Below are 18,735 nucleotides of genomic sequence, written 5' to 3'. Positions count from 1 at the left end.
GAGGAGCCTTCAATCAATCGAACTACTGTATAAAAGGCTTTGGTTGCAGCCAAAGCTTGGGCCTCACATTACCCGAACTTGGTTAAAGTATTAATTAATTTATGGGTTTATTATCCATACAAGAATATTAAACGGAAAATTAAAGTTGGCTATTTTTCGTTCCTCAAACATTATACTTAACTATAATTTTCCGCTTGTAAAAAAGTTATACGTACTTGAGAATCAAATGAAGCAATATTCTGTCGTAAAAGTGATATCTCTTAATAAAAAATTTATCTATTCAGAAAAAAGCTTTGGCTCTAGAGTTCCTCAGGTCGGTGATATTGGAACAATAGTTGAAGTTTATGATGGAGCCTTTGATATTGAATGTAGCGATGAAAATGGTGTTACCATTTGGCTTGAAGTATTTGAACCTAGCGATGGAGGTTTAGAGTTACTGTATATATAGCAAGCTTTTATTAATGCCGAATATTTTCCCTTCATTCTATCTAGCCGGTATTTAGAATTAACAACCATCAGGTTTAACGCCATTAGCATTAAACCTGACAGCCCAAAATCTACCAAGCTACATTTAATTAGTTGGCATTAAATAAATCTCGCGTACGCTGTTGCGCTGGTTTGCTTCAATAGCAAACAGTACGGCGTCGGCTACATCTTGTGGGTCGAGTTTGTCGGGTTTAGCTTCATCAAAAAATGGGGTGTTTACCATGCCTGGTGCTATGGTTGTGCAGCGGCCATTCCATTCGCTCATTTCCTCAGCTAAGTTTTGTCCAAAGCCATAAGCAAACCATTTAGTGGCACCGTAAATAGAGCCACCAATTGGCTTACGGCCAGCGGCAGAGCTGGTTAATATAAAGTGACCTTTGTTTTGGCGTATATGCGGCAGGGTTAATTTTGCAGTCCACAGTAGGGCTTTAATGTTTATGTCAATCATGGTTGACCACTCATCTGGGTCACCTTTTTCGGTGCCAGCGGTTGAAACACCCATGCCTGCGTTAGCAAAGGCTACATCCAATCGGCCAAACTTTTCAATGCCTTTTGTTACTACGTTTTCAAGTGCGGTAAAGTCTGTGGCATCTGCAGCTACGCTAAGTGCGTTATTTGAGCCTAATGATTCAACTAATTTAGTTAATTTGTCTTCGCTTCTGGCGGTTAAAATGACTTTGTGGCCATTGTTAACCAGCGTTTTTGCGGTTGCTTCGCCAATACCGCTTGAAGCACCTGTAATGAGGACTATTTTTTCTTTCGCCATGATTATTTCTCCTATGTTTACATATTCAAAATTATGAGAATAGTTTTACTAATGAGTGGGTCTTAAATGTATTTCTCTGATGTTATTACGCTGATTTGCCTCAATGGCAAATAGCACAGCATCGGCAACATCTTGCGGGTATAACTTGTCAGGTCTTGCTTCATCAGTAAAAGGGGTATTTACAGCGCCAGGGGTGATGGTTGTACAACGCCCATCCCATTCACTAATTTCTTGTGCTAGGTTTTGAGAAAAACCATAAGTAAACCATTTGCTTGCACCGTATATAGAGCCTTTAACAGCTCTGCGACCAGTTGCTGAGCTAGTAATAATAAAGTGTCCTTTGCTTTGGCGTAAATGCGGCATTGTTAGTTTTGCAGTCCACAGTAGGGCTTTAATGTTTATGTCGATCATGGTTGACCACTCATTGGGGTCGCCTTCTTCAACCCCTAAAGTGTCTAGCCCTTTACCTGCATTAGCAAAGGCAACATCTAAACGACCAAATTTTTCAATGCCTTTAGCAACTACGTTTTCAAGCGCGGTAAAGTCGGTTGCATCTGCGGCTACGCTAATGGCGTTATCTGAGCCCAATGACTCGACTAATTCAGTTAATTTATCTTCGCGTCTAGCGGTAAGTATTACTTTATGACCATTGTTAACCAGCATTTTTGCGGTTGCTTCGCCAATACCACTTGAAGCGCCGGTTATGAGTACAATTTTCTCTTTTCCCATAGATAACCTCTTTTGTGAACCTTGAAAGCTTAAAATAACCATACCAATAAACGATTAACCTATATTGAATAGGCGCTATAAATTAGCCGTAAATAGGTGGGCTCTACGTATCAAAAACCATAGTTTTAACGGTATTTTTAAAGTTGAAATAAGTGATTAAAAAAGATAGGTTTAAATTTTTTATTCTATATACTCGCGCCACTTCTTTTGAAGTCGGTTTTATTAGATTTAACCATTATTTTGCTGAGTGTCAGCAATATTTATCGGAACAAACATGAAAGATAAACTTTTAGCGTTTTGGCAAAGCCATTCAGAAACAATCATCACTTTGGGGTACAAAGTGATTTTAGCGTTGGTGATTTTAGTTGCGAGTGCCTTAATTGCACGCTCGGTTAAAAAAGCGATTAAAAACTCTAAATCTCCATTAAAAAGAGTAGATAGTACGCTGCTTCCTCTTTTATCGAGTATTGCTGGTTATTTAGTTTATATAATTGGTGGGCTATTTATTTTAGATATTTTTGGCGTTAATACGGCCAGTTTAATTGCGCTTATGGGTGCTGCTGGTTTGGCGATTGGTTTAGCCCTTAAAAATACGCTGAGCAATATTGCTGCGGGTATTATGCTGCTAATACTCAGACCTTTTAAAATAGGCGACTTTGTTGATGCCAGTGGCACGCTTGGTACTGTGAGTGAAATAAACTTGTTTACCACTATTTTTAAAACCACCGACGGTCTTTATATAGCATCACCTAACGGCAAAGTGTGGGGTGGCAATATTAAAAACTTTACCCGTAATGGCAAAAGACGAATGGATATAGTGGTGGGGATTTCGTATGCCGACTCTATTGACGTTGGCTTAAATGTACTCAAAGAATTAGCCGCATCAGAGAGCCGGTTACTCGCAGAGCCTGCACCTAAAGTAATGGTGACTTCAATAGGCGAAAGCGCAGTAAACATTCAATTACGTGCGTGGGCTGTTAATGGTGATTATTGGCAAACTGTGTGGGATTTAAATAAACGTGTTAAAGAAGCAATTGAAGGCGCTGGACTGAGTATTCCGTTTCCGCAGCGTACGCTGCATATATCTGAGTCTATGGCATCGGCCATAACTGTTAACAAAGATACTTAAATATGTATTAACATAAACACAAATAAAAATAGCGAGTCTTGGCTCGCTATTTTTATATTCGTCTTTGTGTAGGCTGAGGTATTAACCTTCTAATTGAAAGTCGTACACTGAACCTAAATTAAGTAATTGCGTTAGCTCATCAAGTGCTTGGTAGCTTTCGGTGAGTAGGGCTGAGTCTGCAAAGTCACTTGCGCCTAATTTGTCGCGGTAGTTACGTTTTGCCCAGTCACACAGTTGTGTGTATTTAGTATCAGTTAAAATAACCTCTGGGTTTACTGCTGCAAGTTCTTGCTCGTTAAGGGCTACACGTAAACGCAAGCAAGCTGGGCCGCCGCCATTTTGCATACTTTGGCGTAAATCAAAAAACTGCACTTGGTTTACTGGGTTATCAGCCATAATCATTTCTTCAATGTAGGCGTTAACCGCGCTGTTGCGTTTACACTCTTGTGGTGCCACTAACAGCATTGAACCATCTTCAAGGCTCACTAACTGGCTATTAAATAAGTAACTACTTACAGCATCGGAAATACTTACTTTATCGGTAGGTACTTCAATAATATAAAATTCTTTATTGCCTACATACGCTTCGCGAATATCTTGCAGTGCCAGAGCTTGGTTTAAAAATGCTTGCTGGTGGCACAGTAATACATTGGCGTTACCTACTGCAATTACATCATTATGAAACACACCTTGGTCTATTACGTCTGGGTTTTGCTGTAGTAAAATTTGGCTTGAATCTTTTAAGTTATGTAAACGACAAATTGCTTCTGAGGCTTCGAGTGTTTGCCTTGCAGGAAACTTAGCGGGTTTTGGTAATTGGCTGTTAAACGCGCTGGCACCAAATACAAACATTTCAAGGCCTTGTTCGCCGTGGCTGTCACAAAAACGAGTATGGTTTGCTGCACCTTCGTCGCCAAAAAAGCCTTGGTCTGGCAAATGGGTATGGTGCGCAAAGTATTTGTCGTTATTAAACATCGCTTTTAATAAGCGCGTAGTGGTTGCAGGCTCTAATGAACGATGAAACTTATTATTTAAATTAGCTGAAGTAAAATGTACTTTGCCGTCGGTTGTATCAGGAGATGGCGATACCGTAGCTGCATTTGCTGTCCACATTGCTGACGCTGAATAACACGCGCGTAATAAAATAGGATCAGCTTTAAATGCTTTGTGAATTACTTGTGCATCATTACCGGTAAAGCCTAAGCGGCGCAGTACGTTTAAGTCGGGGCGCGCATGAGGGGCAAATACACCTTGAGTTAGGCCTTTGTCGTGCATGGCTTTCATTTTTTCAAGGCCTTGAAGCACTGCCTCTTGAGGATTTGAAAAGCTTGCTGCGTTATTTAACGAGGCAACATTACCATACGATAAACCAGCGTAGTTGTGAGTAGGGCCAACTAAGCCATCAAAATTAACTTCCAAAGCGTGCATACACGTTCCAACTAAAAATTTTCAATAGGATGCAACAATACAACGCATTAGGGCTGCTTGCAAAGTTATAAACGCAGTGTTTTTACTAATTTTTTCGACGTTTTTAAATGTGGAGTTTATTACAAGGAGGTTGTTTTTATATTGAACGATTAATTTGAAGTTTAATTAAAATGTACACATAAATTTCATAGTGTGCAAAAGCTTAGCCTAAAGTAGGTTTATACATTTAAGCTTTATGCCAAGCCTTTACACAATACGATGTTACTTAACATAGACGCGCTCTTTATCAGCGGTGGTATGGGTATTTGTTGGATCATTAACTTGCCAAACGCTAATATCTAAACGCCATAAAAGGTAAAGGGTATGGTATAAGTTGAACATGGTTTTTCCTTGGTATTTTCACTGAACACATCAGTTTATTGGAAGAAGTATGCCAACATTAACTTGAATATTTTATGAATATAAATCAGGTATTTAGTATTTAAGTGTAAATACGTACTAAAGGATTAGCACCAAAGCGGTGAAGTATTTTTAAAATATGCACCAGTGTGGTGTGTTTTTAACAAAAAGCCCTGCAACTATTAGGTCACTTAAATGTGCAAGGCTTTTTAAAAAATACAGTCACTCAAAAAGCAAATTAGCGGCCTACTTTTCCTTTTACTAAAGGCTCGAACGACATTACTTTAAACTTACCGTGGCTTTGATTTTTGCCATTATTAAGTACAGGCGAATTATGTAAGTCGTCAACGGTAAAGTATATTTTATGATCGGGTCCGTAGCTAAAGCCATCAGGCCAGCTCAAACGTTCGTCTTTAAATAATACTTCGTAGTCGCCAGTGGGTTTAACTACGCCAATTGCGCCATTGGTTATGTCGGTTACATATACGTTACCGCCGCCATCAACAATAATACCATCTGAAATTGGCTTAGTGCCGTAACGCGTAACTTTGTCTTCAAGCGCTTTACCCGAAAGGCTCTCGTTATTTATATCGCTGGTGGCAATGCGGTAAACCGACGTACCCGACATTGAGCCAAAGTAAAGCCAGTCTTCGTTAGGGTCAAGCGTAATAGGGTTAACACCTAAGCGGGCTGGTTGTCCGCCAAGGCTCATTATGCGCCCATCAATAACCATATCGATATTTTCGGCGGTGGTGTAATGGCTATTTTGTAACACTCTGCGTGCGACACCTGTTTTAAGGTTTACCGTAATAATAGCGGCTTGGCTGCCTTGGGCTGTGTCGGCAATGTATACAACGCCATGTTTATTATCGATGACTAAATCGTTTAAAAACGAGGTGTCGGTAATGGTTGGTTTAGCCAGATAAATGATTTTATGTAGTTGCTCTTTGTTTGTATCCCAACCTACTCAGCGCCCAGCGTGATCGGGCCCTGAGGTGTCGAGCATCCATAATACACCATCGCTTGATACGTTTATGCCAAGCACGTCGTAAAAACCTTTACCGTTATTGTACGCGTATGCCCACTCTTCATTAGGATAGGGCTTAGTTGTACCATCGCTTAAAAGCTCCATAATTTTTTGCTTTTGGCCAAAAAAGCCATGCACAGATAAAAACTTTCTGCCCGATGGGGTAATAGCAATGTTGCCCGGAGGGTGCTGCGCATCAAATGTGGCTACTGTTTTTAAATCAGCATTTTGATTATCGGTATTAGCAGATACGGCGTTGCTACCTAAAAGAGCCGTGCTACACGCCGCTGCTAATAGTAGTTTTTTAATATGAGTCATTTTTAAAACCTTTTAAAACACGTTTATTGTTTAAAAATTAAGAGCCTAATCGGCTAAGTCGTTTACTACTAAATCGAGCAGCTGCATCAACTGTTTCGCTTGTGTTGCATCTACACTATCAAATTTACATAAAATATTTTTAGGAATATCGGCTGCTTTTAACTTAAGTGATTGGCCATGCTTGGTTAGCTGAACTAGGCGTTTGCGTTTGTCGTGCTCATCTTTAATAACAGCCAGTAATGATTTGTCGCTCATTTTTTTGAGTATTTGGGTCATTGCACCGCCATCTATCGCGGTTTTATCTATTAGCTCTGCAATTGTTATTTCGTCTTGCTCCCACAGCGCCATCATTACTACGTATTGCGGATAAGTTAAATTTAGCTCGTTTAAAGGCTCGCGATACGCACGCGCAATGCTGTTAGATGCCATATATAACCGATGACATAACTGATTTTTTAACTTTAATTGCTCAAACGGCATAACGTTATCCTTTATTTCGATACATGGCATTTTAATTTGCATGCAAAGTATTTGCAATCTCTAATTACTTGTTCTATTATTTTGCATACAAACTAAATTAATTACTAAACTTTGGAGTTCATTATGAATGTATTACAAAACGTAGCTTATACAGCAAAAGCAACTGCAACTGGCGGCCGCGAAGGCGTAGCTAAATCTGATGATGGTCGTTTAGATGTAAATTTATCAACACCTAAAGGTTTAGGCGGAGACGACGGTCAAGGTACTAACCCTGAGCAATTATTTGCCGCAGGTTATGCCGCGTGTTTTATTGGCGCACTAAAATTTGTAGCAGGTAGCGAAAAAATAGATTTACCAAGCGACACACATATTGACTCACAAGTATCTATTGGCGCGATTGAAGGCGGTTTTGGTATTGCAGTAAAACTTGCTGTATCACTAGGTGATATGGATAAAGCTGCAGCGCAGGAGCTTGTAGATAAAGCGCACCAAGTATGTCCATATTCAAACGCAACACGTGGCAATATTGAAGTAGAGCTTTCAGTTATTTAATTAATTGCTAAGTTAACTAATACTGTAATAGCCCAGTGGTTTTGCTACTGGGCTTTTTTGTGCGTGGAGTTTAATAAAAAGGAGTCGTTAAATAAACATGCAAAAAATCATATATTCACTATTCCATATGTTCTGTTTTTGTTTTATTGTATGTGCAATAAAACTGCGAGGACAATATGGAACAATTCAACCCACTTCAATTTTATAAATGCCTAGCGGACGATACGCGTTTAAAAGCAATGCTGCTCATTAGCCATCAAGAAGAGCTATGTGTATGCGAACTGGTTACTGCACTTGAGCTAAGCCAGCCTAAAGTGTCTCGCCATTTAGCGCAGTTAAGACAATGCGGATTGTTGAGCGACCGTAAACAAAATCAATGGGTTTATTACAGTATTAATAAAGCCCTACCAGAGTGGGCTAAAAATGTATTAACGCAAACGCTTACTGCTAACCCTTCATTTTATGAAAACGATTTAACGCGCTTAAATGTTATGGGTAATCGCCCTGAACGTATTACTAGCTGCTGTAACTAACTTATTAAAGGTATTTAATTATGACTATTAAAGTAGGTATTAACGGTTTTGGCCGTATGGGACGTTTAACTCTGCGTGCAGCAGTTGATTGGCCAGAAATAGAGTTTATTAAAGTAAATGATGTAGCGGGCGATGCTAAAACCCACGCACATTTAATTGAGTTTGACTCAGTACACGGGCGCTTAGCACAACAGGTTTCTAGTGATGATAGTAGTTTTAGTGTGGGTAAGCATACGATTGCAGTTACTAACAACAAAACCATAAACGAAACTGATTGGTCAGATTGCGATGTAGTAATAGAAGCCAGCGGTAAAATGAAAACCACTGAGCTGTTAAATCAATATTTAGCGCAAGGTGTTAAGCGTGTTGTGGTAACCGCACCTGTAAAAGAAGACGGTATTTTAAATGTAGTAATGGGTGTAAACGATGATCCTTATAACCCAAGTGAGCATAAAATTGTTACAGCCGCCTCGTGTACTACTAACTGTTTAGCGCCAATAGTAAAAGTACTGCAAGAAAAAGTGGGTATTAAGCACGGCTCAATGACAACGATTCACGACATTACTAATACCCAAACGATTATTGATGCCCCTCATAAAGATTTACGCCGTGCGCGTTCGTGCGGTACAAGTTTAATACCTACTACAACCGGTAGTGCAACTGCTATTACGCATATTTTTCCTGAGCTTAAAGGTAAATTAAACGGCCATGCCGTGCGTGTACCTCTTACTAACGCATCAATTACCGATTGTGTTTTTGAGCTCGAGCGAGGTGTTACACAAGACGAAGTAAACACGTGGTTTAAAGACGCTGCAAATAACGAGCTACAAGGTATTTTAGGCTACGAAGAAAAGCCGCTTGTATCTATAGATTACAAAACAGATCCGCGCAGCTGCACTATTGATGCGCTTTCAACCATGGTAATTAACAACACTCAACTTAAACTATACGCTTGGTACGATAACGAATGGGGTTATGCAAACCGTACTGCTGAGCTAATGCTTAAAGTTGCACAAAGTGATTTGGTTTAATCTCGTTTAAAAAGGTTTAACGCTATGTTTGCGCAGTTGGCTAACTTACCGAGCTCTATAAAACAATATTTAATAATTACTAGTAACTATTGGGCATTTACTTTAACTGATGGTGCGCTACGCATGTTGGTGGTGCTGTATTTTCATCAGTTAGGTTATGGTGCATTTGCGATAGCCATGTTGTTTTTGTTTTATGAAATATTTGGGGTGATCACCAATTTAGTAGGTGGTTGGCTTGGCGCGCATTTAGGGTTGAACAAAACCATGAATGTAGGGCTTGGGCTACAACTTGTCGCTTTAGCCATGCTTTGCGTGCCAGGGGATTGGCTAACCGTTGCCTATGTTATGGCAGCGCAAGCACTGAGTGGCATAGCAAAAGACTTAAATAAAATGAGTGCAAAGAGCGCCATTAAGTATTTAGTACCACAAGACGATGCAGGGCAAAGCCAATTATATAAATGGATTGCCATACTTACCGGCTCTAAAAATGCTTTAAAAGGGGTGGGCTTTTTTTTAGGCGGCTTATTACTAACTGTATTTGGTTTTGTGGGGGCATTAATAAGTCTAATTATTTTACTTAGTGTTGCGTGGGTTATTAGTTTAATTTTTTTAAAAGGCGATATTGGTAAAGCTAAAAACAAACCTAAGTTTAAAGAATTATTTTCTAAATCACGGGCAATTAACTTACTTAGCGCAGCGCGTTTATGCTTGTTTGCGGCGCGCGATGTATGGTTTGTGGTTGCACTACCTGTTTACTTAGCCGCTCAGTTTAACTGGGATCATTGGTGGGTCAGCGGTTTTATGGCTTCGTGGGTAATTGCTTATGGGCTGGTGCAATCGCAAGCACCGCGAATAACTGGGCAAGGTGATTCAACTTCACATTCGGTCAAAAAAGCATACTGGTGGGTTGCTTTATTAAGTGGTGTAACTGGCATTTTGGCGTTGTTGATGCAATTGGATATAGCGGTACATTTTACGCTTGTAATAGGCTTACTTATTTTTGGTGGAGTATTTGCTGTAAATTCATCGCTGCATAGTTACTTAATAGTAAGTTTTGCTAAAAATGATGGGGTGTCACTAGACGTTGGCTTTTATTATATGGCCAATGCGATAGGGCGTTTGCTTGGTACGGTGCTTTCTGGTTGGGTTTTTCAAGTATATGGGCTTAGTGCGTGTTTATGGGTAAGTGTGTGTTTATTAGTTTTAGCCGCAATTACAACAGCACGGTTAGCTAAACTTTAAAAAACCCAACGTATTGTATTAAATTCAATTTGTTTAACGATATTCATAGCTTCGTTGGTTAGATCTACTAAACTGTATCAGTAGTTTTAATTTAAAGGGTGTAATGAATGCGAGAAATATCGTTAGCAAAAAAGTTACTCTGGCTTAGTGTCGGTAGTATATTTATAACTGTACTAGTGTTATCAGGCGTTTTGTGGTGGCAGTTATCATCAAGTAATAAGCAGTTAGCGACTAAATCTGAAGAGTACATTACTGTAGAAGTAGAAGAAAAGCTTAATGCTCATGCAGCTGGATACGGAGAAAAAATTGCAGGCTTTATTAATGAAGCTTACCGCATTCCTTATTCATTAGCGGCTTTATTAGGTGACGCAGCCAAAAGCGAAACCCTGAGCCGCGATACAGTAGTAAGTATTAACCGCTCGATGTTAGAGCAAAATACTCTGCTTTCTTCTATATATTCGCAATTTGAGCCTAATGCTTTTGATGGGCAAGATTCGAGCTTTAAACAAGGTTACAAACATTCGGTTAATGGTAATGGCACCTTAGAGGTGTATATTACTCGCGACCAAAACGGCGTAATTGAACAGCAAAAAGTAGCTAATGCTGCCGATAAATATATTACCTCTTTAAATGAATTTGGTATTCGTGAAGCGCATTGGTATTTGTGTGCAAAAGACACGCTTAAGCCTTGTATTATGGAACCGTATTTATACGAAATCCCATCGGGCGACTCAGTAATGCTAACTTCGTTAACTGTGCCTATTTTAAAGTCAGGTCAGTTTATTGGTTTAGCTGGCGTTGATTTAACGCTCCCAACTTTTCAGGGCTTAACCGAAAAGCTGTCGAGCGAGCTTTACAACGGCCAAGCAAAAGTAACACTTTTAAGTGATATAGGTTTAATTGTAGGCAGCAGTCACTATAAATCTAAATTAGGCCGCCCATTTAAAGAAGCGGTTAGTAGCAACACTTACAGTGAGCTGGTTAAATTTAAAGGCCAACATGGTCTCTTTAAAACGCCTCGCGAGTATTTAGTTAACTACCCAATTAATATAAAACTAGCTAACACTCAGTGGTCATTAATCATAGAAGTACCTACAGAACTAGCACTTGCAGGGCCTGAAGCGCTAGAAAAAAACATGCAAGAGACAGCAACATCACTCAGATTTATTATTTTAATAACAGGCTTAGTAATTGCTGTGGTTGCTTTTGTTATTATGAAATTAGTAATAGCAGGTGTAATAGCGCCGCTACAACAAATTCAACAGCGGGTTGATAACCTCGCAAGTTCTGAAGGTGATTTAACACATACATTGCATGTTGATAGTCACGCAGAGCTTATTGCATTAGCTGGTGGGTTTAATCGATTTTTAGCAAAGCTACGTGATTTAATTTCTGAGCTTAAAACGGTGTCTGATCAAACCAAGCAGCAAGGCGAAATAGCACAACACATAGCTATTGATACAAAGCATAATGTGCAATCTCAATTTCAAGAAATTGAAAGTGTGGTAACGGCTATGAACGAAATGAGCGCAACAGCACTCGAAGTAGCCAGAGCATCAGAGCAATCAGCCCAACAAGCCGATGAAATAAATAGCTTGGTAGTAAGCAGTGAGTCGAGCTTGTCATCAGCGATGACGCAAGTTAAAACGATGTCTGAAGAAATTAAAGAAGCTAACCAAGCCGTTGAAAAAGTTGCTTCGCGTAGTAAAGACATTACGCAAATATTAGATGTAATTCGTACTATTTCAGAACAAACAAATTTACTTGCACTTAACGCTGCTATTGAAGCTGCGCGCGCTGGTGAACATGGGCGCGGCTTTGCCGTTGTTGCCGATGAAGTACGTGCACTTGCTTCTAAAACGCGTTCATCAACAGATGACATAAGCCAACTAATTGATAGTTTATTATCTGAAGTAGGTAACGCATCTACCGTTATTGAAAAAGGCGTAGTACGTGCACAAAATGCCGTTGATGAAACATCAGTAGCTTTTGATGCTCTGCACAGTGTTGTTGTTAAAGTTGATGAAATAACCAATCAAATTACACATATTGCCACCGCTGCTGAAGAGCAAAGTTTAGTAACTGAAGAAATAAACCGTAATTTAACGCTTATCTCTGATGCCGCATCGCAACTTGCTGACTTATCTACACAAGCAGGGGATAGCAGCGAAGCGCTTAATGCACTCGTTGCCCAGCAAGATAATGAACTTAATAAGCTTAAAACGTAACTTACAAATTAAGTTTTAAGCACAAAAAAATGGCCAGTTAATACTGGCCATTTTTATTTAGTAGAATAAATGTAACTTTTTGAGAATGCTCGATAACTGCTATTTATAACTTTTTAATCAACATAAACATTTGGTTGATCATTGGCTCAGCAAATTGCTCTACATTAGGACGATTAAAATAACCGCGTAAACCTGTAAATTGCACTTGAAAAAAGCGCGCATATTCAACAGCGGTCAACGTGTTACTTAACTCACCTTTGTTTATTGCCTGGTTAAATAATTGCGTTAAATAAGCTTCAAATTGAGCCGTTAAATCTAAGCTTAGCTCATACAGGTTTGAATCTTTTTCTGCAAACTCGCTGTTTGCTTTAACTAGCATACAAATAGCGCTTGGGCTGCAATCTTTTGTTTTAATTACCACGTTTTCAACAAACGCACGTAATCCACCAAGTACTGTATCGGCACTTGATAAAAACCCTTCTATTTGGGTTTTCATTTGTACGGTGTAATCTTTCAGCGATTCGCAATATAGACCTTCTTTAGAGCCAAACGCAGAGTAAATACTACCCGGGCGCATATTAACTGCTTCTTGTAAGTCACGCGTTGAGGTTGCATGAAAACCTTTTTGCCAAAATAGCTGACTAGCAACGCGAACTACATTCTCGCGTTCAAATTTAACCTTATTAGCCATATCATTCTCAATCAATTTGAACATTTGCTCAATTTTAACTTGAACAGTCGCTCAAAATCAAATACTATGTGTCTCGAAGTTACTTAAAACTATTAATTATTAGGAGCTAACCATGGCCGAATTTACTTTATACACTCAAGAAAACGCACCAGAAGAAGCAAAACCGTTACTAGCTGATTCAGTAGCAGCATTTGGTATGCTTCCTAACTTACATGCAGTAATGGCTGAAGCACCAACATTACTTAAAGGTTACCAAGTACTGCATGAGTTGTTTCAAAAAACATCATTCAACGCAGAAGAGCTAACAGTAGTATGGCAATCAATTAACGTAGAGCATGAATGTCATTACTGTGTTCCTGCTCACAGTGGTATTGCAGCGGCAATGAAGGTTGATCAAGGTATTGTTGACGCACTTGTTAACAAAACACCACTTGAAAACCCTAAGCTAGAAACTCTTCGTGAAACTACACTTGCAATGACACGTGAACGTGGCGTGATCAGCGATGAGCAAATCGAAAAATTCTTTGCCGCAGGTTACGCTAAGCAACAGCTACTTGAAATTATTGTAGGCTTGTCTCAAAAAGTAATGAGCAACTACACTAATCACCTTGCTGATACACCAGTAGACGCGCCATTTAAAAAATACGTAAAATAAATACGGTTTTATAAATGACAAAAGGCAGCCTAGGCTGCCTTTTATGCTTTTAAATCACAGCTATTTAAACTTAACCGTTTTTGTACTGCGTGTATAAATACGTTGTTCGGGCTTTGTCCACTCACCCTTTTTTAAATAAGAGGTCGATACAATAAATTTATCGTCTTTTAGTTCACTCATCGATTTAACCTTTGTAATACCATCTAGGCTACCTGTTACATCTTCATAAGCTACAAATTGAGTGGGGCTGAGGACTTTCATAGTCCCTTTTGTATAAAACCCTGCTGTTGTGAAATAGTAAAATACCAAAGACTCTTTTTTACTGTCGTAAAAAATCATCGACTCGCCGCCATACTCACCTTCATTAATAGAGTGCTTGGTATGTATCGCTTTACCGTTTAAAGCACGCTCCCAACGGCCAACATCTTGTATTTTTTTAGCTCCTTCAGGTACTTTAAAGTCAGCCTGCCAAGTTCCTAAATAGGGCTTAAATACGGCAAGTTCTTTATCAAGGTTGGTGGATGTATCGGATGCATAGCTATTAAATGTTAATAAGCATAAGGCTAAGAATATCGCTTTAAAATATGTCATAATTTGGCTCTTGTTTTTGTAATACCAATGCCAAGTATAGGCGATAATTAATTGATAAAGAAAATATTAATCACATTCTCATTACTTTATTTAGCCGCCATTTGGCAGGCTTACCTACTGCAATACTTACCTGTTTATATACCTATATATGTACCTGGTTATATAAGTGTATTAAGTGCTATCACTTTTTTAATGTACGCGTGGGATAAGCGACAAGCTAAGCGCTCTTCACATAAAAAAGTAAACCGCACGCCAGAGCGCACACTGCAACTACTTGCATTATTTGGAGGATGGCCGGGGGCATTACTTGCTCAACAATTACTTCGTCATAAATCGCAAAAGCGGCGTTTTATAGTGGTGTTGTGGTTATATATTTTAATAAATGTTGGTAGTTATTTCGCAGTAGGATATTTGTGGCTTTATGAAGGATTTAATATGCCTTAGGCCAGTTATTAAATTAATCAGACTAAGGCATATACTAAAACGTACTGAGAAGTTTACTGAGCCGACTGGCTTGCTTCCATTGTATCGAGTTCAACAGTTAGGATTGTTTTTTTATCAACTGAAACCCATTTTCTGTAAGTAAGGTATCCTGCTTTGCTTACTTCAATATCGTATTTACCTTCTTTAAGCTCTATACCAGCTTTGTAAACAGGGTTGATATTCATAATACGAACGCGAGCATCAGCTGGGTTAGTAATAACTGTTAATGAAATTGGTGCGGCTACTTCGTTAATCTCTGCAATAGGTTCTACAACTACTTGCTCAGTTTCTTGAGCAGGAGGAGGTGTAGAACAACCGCTTAATAACAGTAAACCCAAAAGTGCGCTTAATTTTTTCATAGGTACTCCGTAAAATTATTTTAAATAATAAATGTTATATGTCACGAAATATCATGGAGGAGTATTAATAAGTTGGGGTACCTAACTCGTCTTCCTTGACTTTCGTTTGTTTAAAAAACAAATTGGCGTACAGTTTAATATGTATCCAGCTCAGGTTCAATTATTGTTATTAATTTATAAAGTTTTAAATAAATTTAACGCTATGCTTATGCTGCTCATTTAAAGTAATAAAGTGGCTTCATCGTTATTATCGCGCTCAAAGCTTAAATTAAACTGGCCTTGACGAGTGATAGTAAAAATAGCGCGTTGCCAATCCTCAACTTCGTTTTTAATGGCGTGGTCAAATAACGTTTTAAACAACGCAGTGATATTTTCAGATACTGCAATTGCATGCTGTGTTTCGTCATCTGCTTTAATAAAGTGAGCTTTGCATTCAAGTACATTGTTATTCTCGCAATCTAAAATGACGAGTGCTTCAAGCCACGGCTCTTTTATTTGCTGGTAAAGGTACTGACCTAGGTATTGTGGAATGTTTTTAATGTCTGGTTGCATTGGCTATCCTTGGCTTTAGAAATTATTTTAATTAGGTTAGGCTGTACTAACTATTATATGAATTTATTACAAATTATTTTATTTTTTCTAAGTAATTTTAAAATTCAGGACTTCTATATCCATCAGTTGTTAGTTGGGTGATTTTTTGCATTAAATCGATTTCTTTATCACTAGGGTCGCTAAACTGTAATGAGATAAATGTATTGGCGTGACCAGAAACTGCTTTTTTAATATCTAAGATCACCTCAAGTACTATCTCGCTAAAAAATTGTGTTATTTGTGCATCAGTTAGATCTTCACTATATAGGTCATCAAATATTTCTTCTATTCTTTCATTGAGTTCGTTAAAGCTCTTATATTCATAAAAAATATTTTCCCACTCAGATACTGAATATTTGAGTGTAGGCCAATCATTTTCAGGAAACTTTTCTTTTTTCTTTTTTCTTTTCTAAATGATGCTCAGAATTCCAAGAAAAACCAAACGCACTAAAACCAGAGCCACAATGAACGGCTATTGTATTAAAGTTCTTTTTTTCAGTAATTAATTTTTTCAAGAGCGCTTTATAAATATCACTTAGGTCTTCGATAAGTTGATTTTTTTCTTGTTCAAGATTCATATTGTTCTACCTTTCGATATTGTTGCCCATTGCTCTAATACTTTGAGTGGACTTCCAATAGTTTGCTAGACACCTAATGATACCTTTACTCTTTAATCGCAGCGCCTCTAGCTCTCTTTGTGAATAATTTACTCAAAAAACATATTGCATAAAGAGAAAAGAATGGTAGTAAATGAGGGCGTTAAACATAAAAAGCAGTCATTATGTGAAAGGTTAGGGCGCTCATTTTTAGCGTCTAACTTCACAACATCCATGTTGTTAAAGAGCGGATTACATTAATACTTAATGTGTTGGAACAGTGGCTATTACTTCTTCATCATTATTATCGCGCTCAAAGTTTAAGTTAAACTGGCCTTGTCGAGTGATAGTAAAAATAGCTCGCTGCCAATCCTCAACTTCGTTTTTAATCGCATGGTCAAATAACGTTTTAAACAACTCAGTTATATTTTCAGATACAGCAATTGCATGCTGTGTTTCGTCATCTGCTTTAATAAAGTGAGCTTTGCACTCAATCACATTATTATCGCAATCTAAAATAAGCTGTGCTTCATGCCATGGCTCTTTAATTTGTTGATAAAGGTACTGACCTAGGTGTTGCGGGATGTTTTTAATGTCGGGTTGCATGGGCTTTCCTTTCAGTTATTTAGATAAATCATCAACCGATTCGCCTAGCTTTAAATAATTCAGCAGCTCGTTTTTATCCATAGGCCCTGTAATTTCTTCATCAAGAATTTCATCATTCTCCCAATAACCTGAAATGGTATAATCGATATTCGAGCCTATTTTTTTCGTTTTCATATATTTTGAATAAAAAGTATCCCAGTATTTATTATCTATTTCATGCCACCACTCACCAAAACCACCTATGTTATCAACATCGCGTGATAGGCCTCTTAAATTACCAGCAGAGCTTGCAATTCCTGTAAGGTGGCCTTTTTTAGCTTTTTCAAAGTGTTCAAGCGCATTCTGAGCGCCGCGTTTTATATTGGGAGCGCCTCGGAGTTGCCATGACTTAAAGTTGTCCATGTTTAAAGTCGGATTTTTTTGCAACTGGAGTTCAAACTCATTCATTCCGGCTTCAAGCGTTTCAACAATTTCCTGATAACTATCCACGTAAAGTTTGATGTAGTCTATTGAAGTAAACTTCCTCTCGAGGAGTGTTTTTTTTGCATTTTTATTCATTATATTGCATCCGGCCAATTTGTTAGTTTTGGTTGTATTTTATCACCAGTGATTAAACCAGGCTTGATAAATATCTTTGTTTCAATTCCATTAAGCGCAGCGCCACTCAACCTCATTGAGAATAATTCATTTAAAAAACATATTGCACAAAGAGAAAAGAATGAGAAGTAAATGAGGGGGCTCAATTTGAAATACAGGCTAAGGTGCTAATATTAAAAGGCTGTAGCGCCTAGCTTTACAACATCCATGTTGTTAAAGAGCGGGTTAAATTAATACTTAACGTGTTTTGCAGCGTTTATTACTTCTTCATCATCGTTATTATCGCGCTCAAAGTTTAAGTTAAACTGACCTTGACTAGTGATAGTAAAAATAGCGCGTTGCCAATCTTCCGCTTCGTTTTTAATAGCGTGGTCAAATAACGTTTTAAATAACTCAGTTATATTTTCAGATACAGCAATTGCATGCTGTGTTTCGTCATCTGCTTTAATAAAGTGAGCTTTGCATTCAGATATGCTGTTATTTTCGTAATCTAAAATAAGCTGAGCTTCAAGCCACGGATTATCTATTTGTTGATAAAGGTACTGACCTAGGTGTTGCGGGATGCTTTTAATATCGGGTTGCATTTGCTGTCCTTAGCATTTAATTAGCTTATGTATTCTTTAATATTAACAGTTTATTTTTTAACAATAAAACCTGGCAATTGTTTTTCCACAGTTCATAATAGCTACTTAAATCTATATTAATTTCAAGTAATGGTGCAGCAATGTACCAACTTAAATAATAGTCATTATCGATCCCATATAAGGCTTCAAAAAACGCAAATGTTACTTCATCATCATTTCTTTTTGAGTCTCTAATTAAATCTCCGAACTCGTCAAAAAGCCAATAATTGGGGATATCGTCATCTATGTGAGACTCGAACTCAGTAGGCGTTACAAATTTAATTTCAAAATCATCTGTTGCACTTCGTAGTTCATCATCCAAGTTTTCTAATAAATTAACTTGTTCTAATATAAAATTTTTGGCATGAGATACGATTGCTTCATCGCTAATACTCGCACTTCTTTTGACTTCTTTAATTGATAAAACGTTCTCTATTACTTGAGTTAGACTCTCTTTTTCTGGAAGAAATTGTGTTATGTGATTAACGCTATTAATTATTCCTTCCGCATGAAATATATAAGTGAAATGGGATTTATCAAATTCTTGTGTACCTTGACAAAAGCATTTCCAGTCTTTAATTAAATTATCCATAAG

The 18,735-nt window shown here is 38.1% G+C and carries 22 protein-coding genes and 1 pseudogene; 9 read left to right on the top strand and 14 right to left on the bottom strand.

All coding sequences use genetic code 11. The annotated features are described in order from the left end of the window. The first annotated feature begins 226 nt into the window (after positions 1 to 226). Positions 227 to 448, top strand: a complete 222-nt coding sequence (locus H5117_RS16800; RefSeq protein WP_004334476.1) for a hypothetical protein — start codon at positions 227 to 229, stop codon at positions 446 to 448. Positions 449 to 571: 123 nt separating this feature from the next. On the opposite strand, the gene H5117_RS16795 is transcribed toward H5117_RS16800, so the two are convergent. Together H5117_RS16795 and H5117_RS16790 are read right to left on the bottom strand one after the other, a co-directional pair. Further along, positions 572 to 1,252 carry an SDR family oxidoreductase gene (locus H5117_RS16795; RefSeq protein WP_182738713.1) on the bottom strand — a complete coding sequence of 227 codons (681 nt, stop codon included), beginning with the start codon at positions 1,250 to 1,252 and terminating at the stop codon, positions 572 to 574. A gap of 48 nt (positions 1,253 to 1,300) precedes the next feature. Next, the gene (locus H5117_RS16790) at positions 1,301 to 1,981 is read right to left on the bottom strand and encodes an SDR family oxidoreductase (protein WP_024597442.1); all 681 of its coding nucleotides are present in this window, start codon (positions 1,979 to 1,981) and stop codon (positions 1,301 to 1,303) included. A gap of 274 nt (positions 1,982 to 2,255) precedes the next feature. Here H5117_RS16790 and H5117_RS16785 point away from each other — a divergent pair, with 274 nt between their 5' ends. Next, complete coding sequence (locus H5117_RS16785; protein ID WP_182724134.1) at positions 2,256 to 3,110, top strand: mechanosensitive ion channel family protein; 855 nt, start codon at positions 2,256 to 2,258, stop codon at positions 3,108 to 3,110. A gap of 81 nt (positions 3,111 to 3,191) precedes the next feature. On the opposite strand, the gene astB is transcribed toward H5117_RS16785, so the two are convergent. From astB to H5117_RS16770, 3 genes and pseudogenes are all read right to left on the bottom strand, one after another. Continuing rightward, entirely contained in the window at positions 3,192 to 4,538 is a 1,347-nt protein-coding gene (gene astB, locus H5117_RS16780; protein WP_182719995.1) for an N-succinylarginine dihydrolase, read from the bottom strand. Positions 4,539 to 5,175: 637 nt separating this feature from the next. Continuing rightward, positions 5,176 to 6,282 (bottom strand): annotated as a pseudogene (locus H5117_RS16775) (L-dopachrome tautomerase-related protein). A gap of 45 nt (positions 6,283 to 6,327) precedes the next feature. Next, a complete protein-coding gene (locus H5117_RS16770; RefSeq protein WP_024595413.1) occupies positions 6,328 to 6,762 on the bottom strand; it encodes a MarR family winged helix-turn-helix transcriptional regulator in 435 nt (144 codons plus the stop codon). A gap of 123 nt (positions 6,763 to 6,885) precedes the next feature. On the opposite strand from H5117_RS16770, the gene H5117_RS16765 reads away from it, so the two are divergent. The 5 genes from H5117_RS16765 (at position 6,886) to H5117_RS16745 (ending at position 12,348) form a co-directional block, all read left to right on the top strand. Further along, positions 6,886 to 7,314 (top strand): organic hydroperoxide resistance protein, encoded by a 429-nt coding sequence (locus tag H5117_RS16765; protein ID WP_024595412.1) that lies wholly within the window; start codon positions 6,886 to 6,888, stop codon positions 7,312 to 7,314. Between the two features lie 176 nt (positions 7,315 to 7,490). Continuing rightward, complete coding sequence (locus H5117_RS16760) at positions 7,491 to 7,847, top strand: metalloregulator ArsR/SmtB family transcription factor (RefSeq protein WP_024595411.1); 357 nt, start codon at positions 7,491 to 7,493, stop codon at positions 7,845 to 7,847. 20 nt (positions 7,848 to 7,867) lie between these two features. Next, positions 7,868 to 8,878, top strand: coding sequence for an ArsJ-associated glyceraldehyde-3-phosphate dehydrogenase (locus H5117_RS16755; protein WP_182738712.1), 1,011 nt, complete (start codon positions 7,868 to 7,870; stop codon positions 8,876 to 8,878). A 24-nt stretch (positions 8,879 to 8,902) separates the two neighbouring features. Further along, a complete protein-coding gene (gene arsJ / locus H5117_RS16750) occupies positions 8,903 to 10,120 on the top strand; it encodes an organoarsenical effux MFS transporter ArsJ (protein ID WP_182738711.1) in 1,218 nt (405 codons plus the stop codon). A gap of 107 nt (positions 10,121 to 10,227) precedes the next feature. Then, positions 10,228 to 12,348 carry a methyl-accepting chemotaxis protein gene (locus H5117_RS16745; protein ID WP_182724130.1) on the top strand — a complete coding sequence of 707 codons (2,121 nt, stop codon included), beginning with the start codon at positions 10,228 to 10,230 and terminating at the stop codon, positions 12,346 to 12,348. A gap of 103 nt (positions 12,349 to 12,451) precedes the next feature. Here the strand turns inward: H5117_RS16745 and H5117_RS16740 are convergent, their stop codons facing one another. After that, positions 12,452 to 13,039 (bottom strand): TetR/AcrR family transcriptional regulator, encoded by a 588-nt coding sequence (locus H5117_RS16740; RefSeq protein WP_004334521.1) that lies wholly within the window; start codon positions 13,037 to 13,039, stop codon positions 12,452 to 12,454. 112 nt (positions 13,040 to 13,151) lie between these two features. Here H5117_RS16740 and H5117_RS16735 point away from each other — a divergent pair, with 112 nt between their 5' ends. Beyond that, entirely contained in the window at positions 13,152 to 13,694 is a 543-nt protein-coding gene (locus H5117_RS16735; RefSeq protein WP_182738710.1) for a carboxymuconolactone decarboxylase family protein, read from the top strand. A gap of 60 nt (positions 13,695 to 13,754) precedes the next feature. Here the strand turns inward: H5117_RS16735 and H5117_RS16730 are convergent, their stop codons facing one another. Then, positions 13,755 to 14,285: a hypothetical protein gene (locus H5117_RS16730; protein WP_182738709.1), complete on the bottom strand. Its 531-nt coding sequence runs from the start codon at positions 14,283 to 14,285 to the stop codon at positions 13,755 to 13,757. A gap of 51 nt (positions 14,286 to 14,336) precedes the next feature. On the opposite strand from H5117_RS16730, the gene H5117_RS16725 reads away from it, so the two are divergent. Beyond that, on the top strand, positions 14,337 to 14,729 hold the full coding sequence (locus H5117_RS16725; RefSeq protein ID WP_182693138.1) for a DUF1294 domain-containing protein: 393 nt from the start codon (positions 14,337 to 14,339) through the stop codon (positions 14,727 to 14,729). Between the two features lie 53 nt (positions 14,730 to 14,782). Here H5117_RS16725 and H5117_RS16720 read toward each other — a convergent pair whose 3' ends face one another. From H5117_RS16720 to H5117_RS16690, 7 genes are all read right to left on the bottom strand, one after another. Beyond that, positions 14,783 to 15,127: a PEGA domain-containing protein gene (locus H5117_RS16720; protein WP_182696509.1), complete on the bottom strand. Its 345-nt coding sequence runs from the start codon at positions 15,125 to 15,127 to the stop codon at positions 14,783 to 14,785. Positions 15,128 to 15,346: 219 nt separating this feature from the next. After that, positions 15,347 to 15,679: a DUF600 domain-containing protein gene (locus H5117_RS16715; RefSeq protein WP_182738708.1), complete on the bottom strand. Its 333-nt coding sequence runs from the start codon at positions 15,677 to 15,679 to the stop codon at positions 15,347 to 15,349. A 416-nt stretch (positions 15,680 to 16,095) separates the two neighbouring features. After that, the gene (locus H5117_RS20725) at positions 16,096 to 16,296 is read right to left on the bottom strand and encodes a hypothetical protein (protein ID WP_259404535.1); all 201 of its coding nucleotides are present in this window, start codon (positions 16,294 to 16,296) and stop codon (positions 16,096 to 16,098) included. A gap of 282 nt (positions 16,297 to 16,578) precedes the next feature. Beyond that, positions 16,579 to 16,920 carry an immunity protein YezG family protein gene (locus H5117_RS16705; RefSeq protein ID WP_182738707.1) on the bottom strand — a complete coding sequence of 114 codons (342 nt, stop codon included), beginning with the start codon at positions 16,918 to 16,920 and terminating at the stop codon, positions 16,579 to 16,581. A gap of 15 nt (positions 16,921 to 16,935) precedes the next feature. Then, on the bottom strand, positions 16,936 to 17,478 hold the full coding sequence (locus H5117_RS16700; RefSeq protein ID WP_182738706.1) for a hypothetical protein: 543 nt from the start codon (positions 17,476 to 17,478) through the stop codon (positions 16,936 to 16,938). A 269-nt stretch (positions 17,479 to 17,747) separates the two neighbouring features. Then, positions 17,748 to 18,101, bottom strand: coding sequence for an immunity protein YezG family protein (locus H5117_RS16695; RefSeq protein WP_182738705.1), 354 nt, complete (start codon positions 18,099 to 18,101; stop codon positions 17,748 to 17,750). Positions 18,102 to 18,126: 25 nt separating this feature from the next. Next, complete coding sequence (locus H5117_RS16690; RefSeq protein ID WP_182738704.1) at positions 18,127 to 18,732, bottom strand: hypothetical protein; 606 nt, start codon at positions 18,730 to 18,732, stop codon at positions 18,127 to 18,129. Positions 18,733 to 18,735 lie beyond the last annotated feature (3 nt).

Source organism: Pseudoalteromonas sp. SG45-1 (assembly GCF_014164135.1).
Taxonomy (GTDB): Bacteria; Pseudomonadota; Gammaproteobacteria; order Enterobacterales; family Alteromonadaceae; genus Pseudoalteromonas; species Pseudoalteromonas distincta.
This window is presented reverse-complemented; position numbering and strand designations above follow the sequence as displayed.

Excerpts from the sequence above, each read along its gene's own strand:
- H5117_RS16730 (WP_182738709.1), bottom strand. The coding sequence starts at position 14,285 with ATGACATATTTTAAAGCGATATTCTTAGCCTTATGCTTATTAACATTT.
- H5117_RS16745 (WP_182724130.1), top strand. The coding sequence starts at position 10,228 with ATGCGAGAAATATCGTTAGCAAAAAAGTTACTCTGGCTTAGTGTCGGT.
- H5117_RS16690 (WP_182738704.1), bottom strand. The coding sequence starts at position 18,732 with ATGGATAATTTAATTAAAGACTGGAAATGCTTTTGTCAAGGTACACAA.
- H5117_RS16765 (WP_024595412.1), top strand. The coding sequence starts at position 6,886 with ATGAATGTATTACAAAACGTAGCTTATACAGCAAAAGCAACTGCAACT.
- H5117_RS16700 (WP_182738706.1), bottom strand. The coding sequence starts at position 17,478 with ATGAATAAAAATGCAAAAAAAACACTCCTCGAGAGGAAGTTTACTTCA.
- H5117_RS16755 (WP_182738712.1), top strand. The coding sequence starts at position 7,868 with ATGACTATTAAAGTAGGTATTAACGGTTTTGGCCGTATGGGACGTTTA.
- H5117_RS16705 (WP_182738707.1), bottom strand. The coding sequence starts at position 16,920 with ATGCAACCCGACATTAAAAACATCCCGCAACACCTAGGTCAGTACCTT.
- H5117_RS16735 (WP_182738710.1), top strand. The coding sequence starts at position 13,152 with ATGGCCGAATTTACTTTATACACTCAAGAAAACGCACCAGAAGAAGCA.
- H5117_RS16785 (WP_182724134.1), top strand. The coding sequence starts at position 2,256 with ATGAAAGATAAACTTTTAGCGTTTTGGCAAAGCCATTCAGAAACAATC.
- H5117_RS16800 (WP_004334476.1), top strand. The coding sequence starts at position 227 with ATGAAGCAATATTCTGTCGTAAAAGTGATATCTCTTAATAAAAAATTT.
- H5117_RS16715 (WP_182738708.1), bottom strand. The coding sequence starts at position 15,679 with ATGCAACCAGACATTAAAAACATTCCACAATACCTAGGTCAGTACCTT.
- H5117_RS16795 (WP_182738713.1), bottom strand. The coding sequence starts at position 1,252 with ATGGCGAAAGAAAAAATAGTCCTCATTACAGGTGCTTCAAGCGGTATT.
- H5117_RS16695 (WP_182738705.1), bottom strand. The coding sequence starts at position 18,101 with ATGCAACCCGATATTAAAAGCATCCCGCAACACCTAGGTCAGTACCTT.
- H5117_RS16770 (WP_024595413.1), bottom strand. The coding sequence starts at position 6,762 with ATGCCGTTTGAGCAATTAAAGTTAAAAAATCAGTTATGTCATCGGTTA.
- H5117_RS20725 (WP_259404535.1), bottom strand. The coding sequence starts at position 16,296 with ATGAATCTTGAACAAGAAAAAAATCAACTTATCGAAGACCTAAGTGAT.
- astB (WP_182719995.1), bottom strand. The coding sequence starts at position 4,538 with ATGCACGCTTTGGAAGTTAATTTTGATGGCTTAGTTGGCCCTACTCAC.
- H5117_RS16720 (WP_182696509.1), bottom strand. The coding sequence starts at position 15,127 with ATGAAAAAATTAAGCGCACTTTTGGGTTTACTGTTATTAAGCGGTTGT.
- arsJ (WP_182738711.1), top strand. The coding sequence starts at position 8,903 with ATGTTTGCGCAGTTGGCTAACTTACCGAGCTCTATAAAACAATATTTA.
- H5117_RS16790 (WP_024597442.1), bottom strand. The coding sequence starts at position 1,981 with ATGGGAAAAGAGAAAATTGTACTCATAACCGGCGCTTCAAGTGGTATT.
- H5117_RS16740 (WP_004334521.1), bottom strand. The coding sequence starts at position 13,039 with ATGGCTAATAAGGTTAAATTTGAACGCGAGAATGTAGTTCGCGTTGCT.
- H5117_RS16760 (WP_024595411.1), top strand. The coding sequence starts at position 7,491 with ATGGAACAATTCAACCCACTTCAATTTTATAAATGCCTAGCGGACGAT.